The sequence below is a fragment of the Parahaliea mediterranea genome (genome assembly GCF_017255185.1).
Lineage (GTDB): Bacteria > Pseudomonadota > Gammaproteobacteria > Pseudomonadales > Halieaceae > JAFKCZ01.
This window is the reverse complement of sequence record NZ_JAFKCZ010000008.1, coordinates 257,404-269,767: the sequence shown is the minus strand read 5'-3', so window position 1 is coordinate 269,767 and position 12,364 is coordinate 257,404. Positions and strand designations below refer to the sequence as shown.

Below are 12,364 nucleotides of genomic sequence, written 5' to 3'. Positions count from 1 at the left end.
TTCTCCCGATCGTGTAAGGCGTTATCGCCATAAAAATCCTGAAGTCGGCAGGCCCGGGCAAACGATGCCGGTGGTCGAGTAGGCTGCTTCGGGCACTGCTTGCCGGGCGGCGTTGCTAGCCAATGGATCGATCCATGCTATTCCAGAATGGAGCTCGCAGTTCTTTTTTCAGAACTTTGCCCGTTGGGCTTCTGGGCAGTTCGCTGTAGAGCTTCAGTTGCCGCGGAATTTTGTAGCCCGCGATTTTTCCCCTGCAATGGCCTATCATGGCCTCGACGTCCAGATCGCATTGTTGCTGTGTAACGATACAGGCCAGGAGCGCCTCGCCGAACTTGTCATCAGGTACGCCGATAACCGCGACGTCCTTGACGGCGGGGTGTAGCGACAGCACATTCTCCACCTCGATGGGGTAGATGTTTTCCGCCCCGCTAACCACCATGTCCTTGATTCTGTCCTTGAGATAGACATATCCCTGGGCATCCATGCAGCCCGAGTCGCCTGTTTTCAGCCAGCCATTTACGAGCGTCGCCTTGGTTTCCTCCGGCAAATTATGGTAGCCGATCATGATGGTGTCGGATTTGAGATAAACCTCGCCAATTTCCCCGGTAGGCACTTCATTGCCATCGCTGTCGGCGATCATTACCTCGACGCCGACATTGGGACGGCCGCAGGATCCGAGTAAGCCGGGGTTGCCTTTAAGTGCGCGCAGGTGGTCCGAGGGGCCGAGGTTTAGCCCCGCGCCTGATGACTCGGTCATGCCGTACATTTGCGTGAAATCTGTTTGAAATACTTCGATAGCGCGTCGTAGAACCTGTTCGGTAATGGGGGATGCGCCGTAGAAAATATGATTGAGCTTGCTGAAATCCCTGGACTCGATGTCCGGCAGTGAAAGGATGGCCATGATCATAGCCGGGACCAGGAAAATACTGGAGATGGGATAGCTCTCTATATCGTTCACGACCGCTTCGGGATCAAACGTCTTGTGGAGTATCACGTGTGCGCCGGTATAAAGCGCTACAAGAGCGGCACCCGCGCCGCCGATGTGGAAGAAGGGGGCGCAAATCAGATCCGCGGATCCGGGCCCGGCCTTGACCGCTTTTGCGACCAAGTTCTGCAGCCCGCCGGCCACCATATTGCCGTGCGACATGACAACCCCCTTGGGGTTGCCGGTTGTGCCACTGGTGTACATTTGCAGCACGCCGTCGCACGCATCCACCTCGATGCCGGGGGAGGTGGAAGGCAAGGCGTTCAGCCAATCAAGCCAGTCATCGCGATTGGGGACTTCACTGAACAGTTGAACAATGTCTGCTGGGAGAAGATCTTGCAACTCCTGGCAGAGTTGAGACATGTCGCCGCCGATAAACAGCAGTATCCTGGGTGCCGAATCCTTGATGATGTAGGCAATCTCTGGTGTCGCAAGTCGATAGTTGAGTTCAACCGTAATGGCGCCGATTTTTGCGCAAGCGAGGATCATGGCGAGGTGCTGCTCGCCGTTTTCGCCAACCACCGCGACCCTGTCACCCTTCTCAACCCCTTTTTCCAGTAGCCCGTTCGCGAGCCTGTTCGCCATCGCGTCCAGCTGGGAGTAGTTGAGGGTTCTGGTGCCTCGCGTGATTGCGGGGCTGTCCGGATAGTTTCTCGCGTAGTACTCAACAAAATTGTGAATCCGCATAAGTTATCAACCATTAAATATATGCTGAAAGTTTTGTGGGCTGGCCGATCATTGCCGAAGGTTGCTCCGGGGTAGTACCAGGATAGCCATGCAGGCACGGCGAGGGAGCGGTCGGCGCCGCTATTCACCTTAGATGCATGCTCCGGTCTTGACAAGATCAGAACATACCATATAGTACTTGAGTGTACTATATAAATAAAAAATGATCGATTTTTGTTTGGGCTCCAGGCCGCGTGCCGCTAGCGGGATCGCAATTCGGCAGGTCAGCGCGGCTTGGTGCGGAAAATGTTTTCCATAGTGCAAAACCGTTGTCCCCGTTCAATCAATAACAATCGGAGTCAGACATGAATAAAACCAACCCTCCCTGTCACCGGAAGAAGCTGAATACAGTGATCGGCCTGCTTCTAGGTGGTTCATCGCTGGTCGCTCAAGCGGCCTGGTCGGCTGCGATCGAGGAAGTCGTGGTTACCGCGCAAAAGAGGGCACAGAGTTCACGGGACGTAGGCATTGCCATGACCGCGTTTCAAGGCGACAGTCTGCGTGAATCCCTGATTTTCTCAAGCACGGATATCGCCAGCCAAACCCCGGGCCTTGATATCGTGGGTGTCGAGGGAACGAATGTCCCAACCTTCACAATGCGTGGCGTGGGACTTAATGAACCCAATGTAAACGCCTCAAGCAGTGTCGCGATTTACATGGATGAGGTTTATCTGAGTTCACCGGCGCTAGCCAACTTCGCGCTATATGATCTCGAACGGGTGGAAGTGCTCAAGGGGCCGCAGGGAACGTTATATGGAAGAAATACCACGGGTGGCGCGGTTAAATTTGTCACAAGAAAACCCACAGAGGAATTCGAGTCTTATCTTACGGTAACGGGTGGCAGGTGGTCGCAGCTTGACATAGAGGGGTCGATAAGTGGGCCGTTATCGGAATCGACTCAGGGTCGCTTGACCTTCCTGAGGAAATCGCGTGATGGCTATGTCGACAATACGAACCCGGGCTACCGGGACCAGGGTGAAATTGATTTGTGGTCGCTGCGGGGGCAGCTGCAGTTTCAGCCGGCCGAAGGCTGGGATATTAACCTGCTCGTTCATTCCAGCAAAGACAAGAGCGACCCCTCTCTCTCGCAGGCTATGACAGTGGGAACCTTTGATCCCAATCCGGTGGGGCAGATTGATATTGGCTTTGGGCCGCAGAATGTATATACGACCTGTGTACCCAACGGCGACTCGAGGGCGTGGCAGGAAGGCGGGGCATACGATGGTTGCCAGATGTCGCAAAACCTGGTGCCGCTCAATCAACAGCAAGCCCAAGACGCCGGCACCGCGGTCGGCGAGATGTACACGGGCGTCTATGGAAAGCCCTTCCAGAGAGGGGACACAATCAGGCCCAGGCGAGACAATGAATTCCTTGGCTTGGCGCTGACCGCAAGCTGGGACATGGAATTTGCCACGTTCAGTTCAATAACGGCCTACAACGCACTCGATTTGAATACGCCCCAGCAAGATCTCGACGGCGGGCCACTAGAGGCCTGGACGTCCGAGGAGCGGCATGATCTCAGTAGCTTCTCCCAGGAGTTTCGCCTGGTGTCGGAGCCGGGGCAACTGGTGGATTGGGTCGCTGGCATCACCTACAGCGACGATAGGATCGAGGGCAACCCCTGGCGTGTTTTCAATGCGCGTGACCTGCAATTCCAGGTGGGATTGGGGCCGGAGCAATTTACCTTTCTGCCGTTCAATACCGTAACGTGGGTTGCCTGGGAAGAGAATATTGCCGCGGCGGCGGCATATGGCCATACGGCGTGGCACTTGACCGATAAGCTTGATCTTCAAATCGGTGTTCGCTACACGCACGAGGAACGTGATTTCGAAAAGACCGTATTCGATGAAAACCCCAATGGCGGCTCGTTGCTGGGTGGCGGCTATCTTCTGGCCGGTGTGGACGGTTCTGTTCCTTTCGCTGACGAGGATACATGGAACGACATATCGGGAAAGGTGGGCCTGGATTATCGATTGAACGATGACTGGCTGCTCTATGTCGCGTATTCCAAGGGGTTTAAAAGCGGCGGGTTCTCGGGCGGTTTCCAGACGAGGCCGGAAGAAGCCGCGGGTTTCGACGAGGAAGAGGTGTACTCGGCGGAACTGGGCTTCAAGGCCAGCCTGCTGGAATCCAGCCTTATCCTGGAGGCCGCGGTTTTCGATTACGATTACCGGGATATCCAGCTGTTTACCATTGATGTTGTCGACGGTGTCTCGGTATCGAGATTGGATAACGCAGGCGATGCTGAAGTCACGGGCCTGGAGTTTCAGGCCCACTGGCGGCCTGCGTCGGGCCTGGATGTCAAGGCGGGCGGAGCCTGGCTGGACACCACAATCCCCGAATATCGGTCAGGGCAGCCGATTTACGGTGATCAGCTCCCCAACTCGCCCGAGTACACGTTCAACCTGCAAACACGCTACGAATGGAATATGACCGGTGGAGTCATAGCCAATGTCAACGTTTTGGGTAACTGGCGGGATGATACCTACCTTTCAGGTCGTAACGAGCCGCTTTCGCTGTCGAAAAGTTACTGGCTGTGGAACGCCTCAACCGGGGTTTCCTGGGGAGAGAGGCAGCAAAATGACCTGACGGTATGGGTGCGGAATCTGGAGGACGAGCAGTACATCGTCTCCTATCTTGATCTCAATATATACGGATTGACCTCGCTGAATTTCGGTACCCCGAGAACGTTCGGCGTATCCTATACCTATCGATGGGATTAATGGGGTAGTTGGCGCAATCAATGCCTGCTGCCACGTCGATGGACGTTGGCAGCAGGTGCGCCTTTTAAGGCTTACTTTACGTCGAGAGAGGGGTTGATCAGGTACTTGGCGCCCGTCCCCGCCTTGCTGTATTCGATAATATTTTCTTGTTGCAGCGCTTGCGCAAGAGAAATCTCCTTCGCAAACCGTGAACGAAAAGTCGTTTTTACTTCGCTTACCGCGCGACGCCGGAGCTGTGCGACTCTCTCGGGCTTCAGCTCGGCGAGCAGGGCGGGAAGCAGAAAGCCCTCAACGCTCCAGCTAAAACCAACGCCAAGATCAACCATGAACGGCTGTGTGTCCAGTCTGCCGTACACATACACTTGTTTATGAACATTGGTGCCGTAGGGTCCATTGGGTGTGTGCGTGCGACGCGCGGCGGCCTCCATGCAGCCCAGTATGTCGTTGATGTAGCTCCCGCCACCTACGGCGTCAAAAGCCATATAGGCATTTGTTTGAGTGATCGCTTCGACCAGATCTTCTTTAAAAGTATCCGAGCTGGAGTCTACCACGTACCTGGCGCCCTCCGATCGCAGCTGCTCGGCTTGTGAAGGTCGCCGGACGATATTGACGAGGTCGATATTTTCAACGAGGCAGAGTCGATTCAGCATTAATCCGAGTGATGAGGCCGCGGCGGTATGTACTATTGCCGTGCAGTTCTTGCGTCTTGCCTGCTCCACCATTCCGAGGGCGGTCATCGGATTGACAAAGCAAGCGGCCGCTTGTTGCGGCGTGGTGCTGTCCTCGAGGGGAACGCACTGGCTTGCCTGTAACTTTCGGTACTGGCAATAGAGCGCGCCGTCCATAACGGCGACTTTTTTTCCAAGTAAAGCCTGGGCGGCTTGACCGGATCCGGCGCTGATCACCGTGCCCGCTCCTTCGTTCCCGCAACGCTGGGGCACCCCCAGGCGATTCGCGATTGCTGAGTCGCTCTCGGCTGTCAGGGGAGCGGAGAACCTAGTTGCCGCGCCGCTGCCCGACGTGATGCCCTGGGATACATCCGCGAACGCGAGCAAGAGCGCAAGATCAGACGGGTTGATTGGCGTGGCTTCAACACGAACTACCACTTCGTCATCCTTGGGGACAGGTATCGGCGCGCTGTCCAGTGTGAGCTCGATCGTGTGTTCACTGGTGGCTGTCGAGTTCAGTACCAGCCCATTTTTAGAACTATTCATAATGTAAGTACCCTGGCTAATAGTGTGATTGTGTGTTTCTGGCTACGAGGCGCCGGAAGAGAAAGCACGTACAGCGTCGGTCAAGGCTTGCATCGCGGACCTCGAGGTTCTCTCGGTTGCCGCGCTCGATTCATCCTTTCCCTGGTCCTGGTAAAGCGCAGCCTTAATGGCATCCGTACATTTGTCTATTGAAGCGCGTGGTTCGGAAAGAATGCTTATTCCGTACTTCCCTCCGGAGCGTGTAATAGCCCACTTGTTTTGCGTCCGGGCGTCAAAAAGGTCGGCAAGATAATCGGTGCTCGTGTCTACCTGGGTAAATACCATGGTTACCTCGTGTTTTGCGGCGCCCGGTGACTAGAATCCAGTCATTGTCGTTCATATAAAGCCTATACGATACATATATGTATTGTTCTGTCCATTAAAACCAACCACCGCTTGCGCGCCTCTTTGTGAGCGGGTCGATGAGGGGATGCCTGCTAGGAAAGGCTTATAGCGTATGATATAGTACTTTAATGTATCGTTTAAGTCGTAGCGATCCCGTGCTCGGGACGTCGTTTTTACGCGGGTTGAAATAATGAGAAATAGCGTAGATAAGACTAGCCAAAACATGATCATCGCACTGGCCACGGTGGCCGTGGTGATATGCTATATCGACCGAGTGAACATGTCGGTCGCTGTTATCCCAATGGCTGCGGAATTCGGTTGGGATGCCCGGACACAGGGGATGGTGCTGTCGTCGTTCTTCTTCGGATACATGCTGACGCAGGTGGCTGGCGGTTGGCTGGCCGACCGCTATGGCGGCGCGTTGGTACTGGGGGTTGGAGTTGTTTTTTGGTCGATCTGCACAATTGTCGCGCCGGCCGCCGCGAATTTCAGTCTCTTTGCGTTAATCGCTTCGAGGGTTCTCATGGGATTGGGAGAAGCGGTAACGTTTCCCTCGATATACAGTCTTTTCGCGCGCATTGTGCCTGCAGGCCAGGTTTCGGGAGCGCTTGCGACGAGTACCAGTGGTATACCCCTGGGGACGGTCGTCGCGCTGCTGCTAACCCCTTTGATCATAATTCATCTGGGGTGGGAGTGGTCCTTTTACCTTTACGGCGCGATGGGCATTGTCTGGTGTCTCGCGTGGAAGAAGGTGGTTAAAGCCGCTGATTCCATTGACGTGAATGTGAATGAAGAGGTCGGCACGTGTGGCGAGGAGCCCGCGCAGCAGTCAGTCAAGATGAGCACCAAGGCCATGCTTTCCCGTGCCTCCGTATGGGCCATCATCATGGCGACCTTTTCCAATAACTGGACGCTCTATGTATTACTTGCCTGGTTGCCTACCTTCGTCACATCGGGACTGGGGGTTGAGTTTTCTTCCGTCGGCATTTTTAGCGTAGCGCCATATATTGTCTCGTTCATTTTCCTGAATGTGGCCGGCAAGCTCGCGGATCACTGCGTTCAAAGGGGGATTCCGGTTCGACGCGTTAGAGTGGCGATGCAGGTCGTTTCTGGTTTGGGTTACACGATTACGCTGCTGGTTGTTGGTCATGCCGGTAGTGCCGTCGAGGCAATTGCCATCATCTCCATTGGGTGCGCGTTCGGCGCGTGCTCCGCTGGCGGGTTTGGCGCCAATCACATCGACATTGCGCCCAGACAGGCAGGTACCTTGCTTGGTATAGCCAATACTTTTGGAACTTTACCCGGCATCGTAGGCGTTTATGTCAGCGGTGCGATTTTACAGGCAACCAATTCCTGGACCATGGTTTTTACGACAGCCGCGGTAATTATGGTTGTCGGAACGGTGTTCTATTGTTGCCTGGCCAGTTGTGACGAGCTCGCTGGATCCGGCCGCGCCTAGCAATGACTGGCGCAAACGGCATGCTGGCGTCCATCAAGGAGACTCGGCGGCAATGGCCTTGCCCAGCGGAGAGCGCATTATGAACTTTTGCTCTAACTGCGGTAGCGCGTTGGAAAGCTTCGTGCCCGACGGCGACAACGTTCTCAGGAAAGGTTGCCTCTCGTGTGGATTCATCCACTACATCAATCCAACCATTCTTGTGGCATGCGTTGTGCACGCCGATGATCGCGTGATGTGGATAAAGCGGCGGACCGAGCCTCGTATCAACACCTGGAGCTTGCCCTCGGGATTCATGGAATTGGGTGAAACACTGCAAGAAGGCGCGTTGAGAGAGCTGTACGAAGAAACCGGATTGAAGGCTTCGCCCAGGGAGCTTCGACTCTACAGTGTCGGCACCATAGAAGCGATTAATCAGGTTCACGTGCATTTTCGGCTGCCGTATAAGGGGCAGGATTTCCTGAGGGAAACAGCTGAGGCGTCGGAAGTCAGGTTTTTGAAATATGAGGAATTGCATGGCCGGGAACTGGCTTATCCGGTTCTAAACCTGTCATCACAGACGTTTTACCAGGAGATGAAAGCAAGTAAATACGGGGTGCATATTGGACGCATCAAGTCCAGCGGCGATATCGAGGTGAGTCAGGCTGGATTGTCGATCGATGCTCCCATGAAGGTTTTTAGTTCCAATCGATTGCATGAATTTCGATAGCCATCGTATCGAGCGATACCAAGGAGAATGAGATGAGTGAAGAAAACAAAGAAAGCAACCAGGGCCAGATAACGGATGAGGATATCTCGCTGCAGCGAGAGCTTATAGGTGTCGATATTGCCAACCGTGGTCATGAGTATCACTCCCAGCTTTCGACCGACGCGATTCGCAATTTTGCGCTAAGTATCGGTGACGACAACCCGCTGTATTCCGATAGCGCATACGCGCGAAAGACGCGCTGGGGAAGTGTGATAGCGCCGTCAATCATGACCGCGGTGGTGAATAAGCCGCTGCTTGGGGAAGGGTTCCCCAAAGAACTGAAAAAACGCACCCGGGGTCTGTTCAAGGGCTGTCAGATTTTCATGTCGGGTGGAACCTGGACCTGGTACCGGCCGATGTATCCCGGCGATACAATATATAGCTTCGAGGGGGAAGAAAGCGTCGAGGTAAAATCGTCGGAATTCGGCGGACGCACCGTGCATATTGTTCGGCGTTATGTGAAGTTCAATCAGCGTGGCGATATCGTAGGTATCTATCGCGCCCTGCGAATCATGGCGAACCGAAAAGCGGCCAGGGAGAAGGGGAAATACAAGGATATCCAGTCCGCAAGTTATGCCGAGGACGACATTGCCCGGATTGATGCAAAGTACATGGCCGAGAAACCCCGCGGATCCGAGTCCAGATACTGGGAGGATGTCGGTGTCGGCGATACGATTGAGCCGATACAAAAAGGCCCCCTGACTATTACCGATGTCATCCTTGCGCATAATGCAGGCTATGGCCTCGCCCCCTATCGCATGCTTGCGAGCGGAAGGGTCGCTGCCAAGGACAGGGCGATTATGCCGACTATGTATTCGCCTAACGCGCAGGGATTTCCCGACACTAACGCAAGGGTGCATTGGGATCCCGTCGCGGCGACGGCGGTTGGCAATCCCGATGCCTATGACTGGGGTCTCCAGCGTGAGTTCTGGTTGCATCACCTCCTGACCGACTGGGCTGGTGATGACGGTTTCGTCCTCAGCCAGAAGGATCAGATAAGGAAGTTCAATTACATGGGCGATCTTCAGATTCTCACGGGCAAGGTCGTTAGGAAATACGAAGAGGACAGCCAGTATTTGGTTGATGTGTCGATTTCCGCCACCAATCAACGTGGCGAGGAAACTGCGCTGGCCGATGCAACGATTTCCCTGCCTACAAAGGAGGGCGGTCCGGTGGTCCTTCCTGAGCCTCCACGAGAGTTGAAAAGCAAGGCCATTGCGTTTCTTGCCGAGCACAACCGCAGGGTCGCTAGCAGCTAGTTGTAGCTGGTGGGTATCCTGGCCACGATCCGCGAGCATGTGAAGCCGCCTTGTCCCTAGCCCTTCGACAACAGGGCCATTCCTTGGAATGGCCCTGTTGTCGCTATTGTCGCGCGACAAGAATGACTATAAAAATCGTGATATTTCGCAACGGATGCTTTATCGGGGGGATGTGAAAGTTTAGCGCGTGAGTAACGTTTTCTGCACGTCTTCTTGCATGCAAGAGACAGTGGCACTAGCCAGGCATGACCCGATGGCAAGGCCGCCCCCTCGCCTTGCTTGGCTGGAGGGGGCTTGGTGCTTTCTGTTGCGTCTACTGATTTACCAGGTACGCAGTTCCGGCATAACCTTTTCCGCGAACAATTTCATACTGGCTTTCGCATCGTCGAACTCAAGGCCGCCAAAACGGAATGATGTCGAAAGATCAAAATCGCCAATAATATCGCGACGTTCCCGCAGCGTATTGATGATTTGCTCGGGCGTGCCGTAGGAGACGCTCTTCAGGTAGCCCTCCACATACTTGCTCAGGCCCTCGTCGGTTCGCAAGATCTCGGCCGCTTTGGCATAGGCGGAATAGCCCGCGGCATCGGCCAGGTGCGTGCCCGCCAGCTCATAGTGGTGAAGTATGCACGAAAGATATGTCGTTAACGCCTTTTCCGCGACTTCTTTTGCGCAGTCGGCGTCTTCGTGACAGAAAGTAAAATCTCCAACAACAATGGGGCGGGGCGTCGACCCGTAGAGCTCCTGATAGAGCTCGCGGTGATACTCGATTGTCGGAAGTCGCTTTTCCCAGGCTTTTTCCGCAAACATGATCATGGCCGCGCCAGCCGCCGCCGCAGCCTTTACCGAATCTTCGGAGTTGGCTACTGCATATGTGCGGTCCTTGAACGATGTCCGCGGACGCGGACGAATTTCGACGCGTTTTTGTGGATAGAAAGGACCCTCACCCTCGATAAAGCCGCATTCAAGTGCCTTGATGATCATTTGCGAAGCCTCGTCGAAGCGCTCGCGGCTCTCGCCCAGTTCAATACCGGTAAAGTGATCGAACTCCCGTCTCGAGAGGCCCCTCCCCATGCCGAATTTCAGGCGGCCACCAGAAAGCTCATCAAGCATGCATGCTTTTTCTGTAACCCTCAGGGGGTCGTTCCACGGCAGAATTACCGCCCCGGTGCCCAGCTTGATTCGTTCTGTCCTGGCAGCAGCCCAGCACAGGAATGCCAGGTTGTCCGGGCAGAAGGAGTAATTCGTAAAGTGGTGCTCCAGCGCCCAGGTGGTGTCGTATCCAAGCTCTTCGGCGAGGACCGTCATTTCCATTTCCTGGGCATAGACTTCACTGTCGGATATGTCTTGCCAACCAAATGATGAAAACTGCTGCTGAATGCCAATATCCATTAGTGCAACTCCTTTATTTCGTGGATCTGTTTCTGCAAACGACGGGCGAGTGCAATTCACTTTAACTTGACGATACAGAGATGTATTATATAAGTCAAATGAGGTTTGTTTGATGCCGCCGGGTCCGGCGCTGGTCAGCGGAACTCGCGGAGCGGGCTGTACCGTGGATTCGCCGGTAACGTCTGTTTGGGTTCACCGAGCTGGTCTGATAAAACACTATGCAGGTGGCAGAATGTCTGCCTGTGGGAATGGAGGATGGTTGATATGAACGCCGAGCTGTCAAGCGATGACTTGGATTTTCAGGATGAGGTTAGGCGGTTCCTCGGCAGTGAGTTGCCGGATGACATACGGGGGCGTGTGGAGTCTGGCGGCCGCTTATCGAAGGAACAACATGTGCGGTGGCAGAAAGTCGTGTATGAGCGAGGCTGGGCGGGTGTCAACTGGCCGCGACAGTATGGTGGTACCGGCTGGACTCCGGTACAGAAGCATATCTTTGAAAAAGAATGCGCCAGGGCCTACGCGCCGGAATTTATATCCTTCGGCTTGAAGATGGTTGGCCCGGTGATCTACACCTTTGGCACGGACGAGCAAAAGCAGCGTTTCCTGCCGTCGATTCTCAGTAGCGATACTTGGTGGTGCCAGGGCTATTCAGAGCCTAATGCCGGTTCCGATCTCGTGGCGTTGACGACGACAGCGGTGAGGCGCGGTGATCATTACGTGGTTAATGGCGCGAAAACCTGGACGACGTACGCGCATCGCGCGGATTGGATGTTCTGCCTGGTTCGCACAGGCGCTGCCGATGTGAAGAGCCAGGAAGCCATTACCTTTCTCTTGATTGATATGACATCTCCGGGTATCACGGTTTCGCCGATCATTACGCTCGACGGTGCGCACGAAGTCAACGAAGTATTCCTGAATGATGTCAAGGTTCCTGTCGATAATCGAATAGGCGAGGAAAACAAGGGCTGGAGCTATGCAAAATTTCTTTTGAACCATGAGCGCACGAATATCGCCAAAGTTGCCATTTCGAGGCAGCGCTTGTCACAACTGAAATCACTGCTTTTGGTGACGCCCGATGGCCTGGGTGGTTTTTTGAGTGATGACCCGGCTTTTTCGCGAAAGCTTGCCGAACTCGAGATTGAGCTGAAGGCGCTGGAGTTTACTGAGTTACGCACGCTGTCTGCTCTTAGTACCGGTGAGTCGCCGGGGCCTCAATCCTCGATACTCAAAGTTTGTGGTACTGAAGTTGCCCAGCGAATCGATGAGCTGTTTGTCGAGGCAGCCGGCATGGCGGGCCTGCCGTACCGGCCCGATCACTACCTTGGAAATGCGGAAGTCGATCAGGCTGGTTGCGTGGAGAGCTATGTGAACAGGACGCCGTGGTACTTCAACAACAGAAAGGCGTCTATCTATGGCGGGAGCAATGAAATCCAGAAAAACATCATTGCCAAAACCGTTCTGGGTATATAGGGAGAAC

The 12,364-nt window shown here is 54.6% G+C and carries 8 protein-coding genes; 5 read left to right on the top strand and 3 right to left on the bottom strand.

The genetic code is table 11. The features are described from left to right. Positions 1 to 115: 115 nt before the first annotated feature. Positions 116 to 1,672: a long-chain-fatty-acid--CoA ligase gene (locus JYP50_RS12950; RefSeq protein WP_206560953.1), complete on the bottom strand. Its 1,557-nt coding sequence runs from the start codon at positions 1,670 to 1,672 to the stop codon at positions 116 to 118. A 344-nt stretch (positions 1,673 to 2,016) separates the two neighbouring features. On the opposite strand from JYP50_RS12950, the gene JYP50_RS12945 reads away from it, so the two are divergent. Then, a complete protein-coding gene (locus JYP50_RS12945; RefSeq protein ID WP_206560952.1) occupies positions 2,017 to 4,434 on the top strand; it encodes a TonB-dependent receptor in 2,418 nt (805 codons plus the stop codon). Positions 4,435 to 4,505: 71 nt separating this feature from the next. Here JYP50_RS12945 and JYP50_RS12940 read toward each other — a convergent pair whose 3' ends face one another. Beyond that, positions 4,506 to 5,648 carry an alcohol dehydrogenase catalytic domain-containing protein gene (locus JYP50_RS12940; RefSeq protein WP_206560951.1) on the bottom strand — a complete coding sequence of 381 codons (1,143 nt, stop codon included), beginning with the start codon at positions 5,646 to 5,648 and terminating at the stop codon, positions 4,506 to 4,508. A 607-nt stretch (positions 5,649 to 6,255) separates the two neighbouring features. Here JYP50_RS12940 and JYP50_RS12935 point away from each other — a divergent pair. From JYP50_RS12935 to JYP50_RS12925, 3 genes are read left to right on the top strand one after another with little or no spacing between them, the layout of a single operon-like run. Further along, positions 6,256 to 7,491 carry an ACS family MFS transporter gene (locus JYP50_RS12935; RefSeq protein WP_206560950.1) on the top strand — a complete coding sequence of 412 codons (1,236 nt, stop codon included), beginning with the start codon at positions 6,256 to 6,258 and terminating at the stop codon, positions 7,489 to 7,491. 52 nt (positions 7,492 to 7,543) lie between these two features. Then, the gene (locus JYP50_RS12930; RefSeq protein WP_206560949.1) at positions 7,544 to 8,197 is read left to right on the top strand and encodes an NUDIX hydrolase; all 654 of its coding nucleotides are present in this window, start codon (positions 7,544 to 7,546) and stop codon (positions 8,195 to 8,197) included. A gap of 32 nt (positions 8,198 to 8,229) precedes the next feature. Next, on the top strand, positions 8,230 to 9,495 hold the full coding sequence (locus tag JYP50_RS12925; RefSeq protein ID WP_206560948.1) for an FAS1-like dehydratase domain-containing protein: 1,266 nt from the start codon (positions 8,230 to 8,232) through the stop codon (positions 9,493 to 9,495). Between the two features lie 321 nt (positions 9,496 to 9,816). On the opposite strand, the gene JYP50_RS12920 is transcribed toward JYP50_RS12925, so the two are convergent. Beyond that, positions 9,817 to 10,887: an LLM class flavin-dependent oxidoreductase gene (locus JYP50_RS12920; RefSeq protein ID WP_206560947.1), complete on the bottom strand. Its 1,071-nt coding sequence runs from the start codon at positions 10,885 to 10,887 to the stop codon at positions 9,817 to 9,819. 264 nt (positions 10,888 to 11,151) lie between these two features. Here JYP50_RS12920 and JYP50_RS12915 point away from each other — a divergent pair, with 264 nt between their 5' ends. Further along, positions 11,152 to 12,357, top strand: a complete 1,206-nt coding sequence (locus tag JYP50_RS12915; protein ID WP_206560946.1) for an acyl-CoA dehydrogenase family protein — start codon at positions 11,152 to 11,154, stop codon at positions 12,355 to 12,357. Positions 12,358 to 12,364: the final 7 nt, after the last annotated feature.

Coding starts and splice junctions, on each gene's coding strand:
- JYP50_RS12930 (WP_206560949.1), top strand. CDS start 7,544: ATGGCCTTGCCCAGCGGAGAGCGCATTATGAACTTTTGCTCTAACTGC.
- JYP50_RS12945 (WP_206560952.1), top strand. CDS start 2,017: ATGAATAAAACCAACCCTCCCTGTCACCGGAAGAAGCTGAATACAGTG.
- JYP50_RS12950 (WP_206560953.1), bottom strand. CDS start 1,672: ATGCGGATTCACAATTTTGTTGAGTACTACGCGAGAAACTATCCGGAC.
- JYP50_RS12920 (WP_206560947.1), bottom strand. CDS start 10,887: ATGGATATTGGCATTCAGCAGCAGTTTTCATCATTTGGTTGGCAAGAC.
- JYP50_RS12935 (WP_206560950.1), top strand. CDS start 6,256: ATGATCATCGCACTGGCCACGGTGGCCGTGGTGATATGCTATATCGAC.
- JYP50_RS12915 (WP_206560946.1), top strand. CDS start 11,152: ATGAACGCCGAGCTGTCAAGCGATGACTTGGATTTTCAGGATGAGGTT.
- JYP50_RS12940 (WP_206560951.1), bottom strand. CDS start 5,648: ATGAATAGTTCTAAAAATGGGCTGGTACTGAACTCGACAGCCACCAGT.
- JYP50_RS12925 (WP_206560948.1), top strand. CDS start 8,230: ATGAGTGAAGAAAACAAAGAAAGCAACCAGGGCCAGATAACGGATGAG.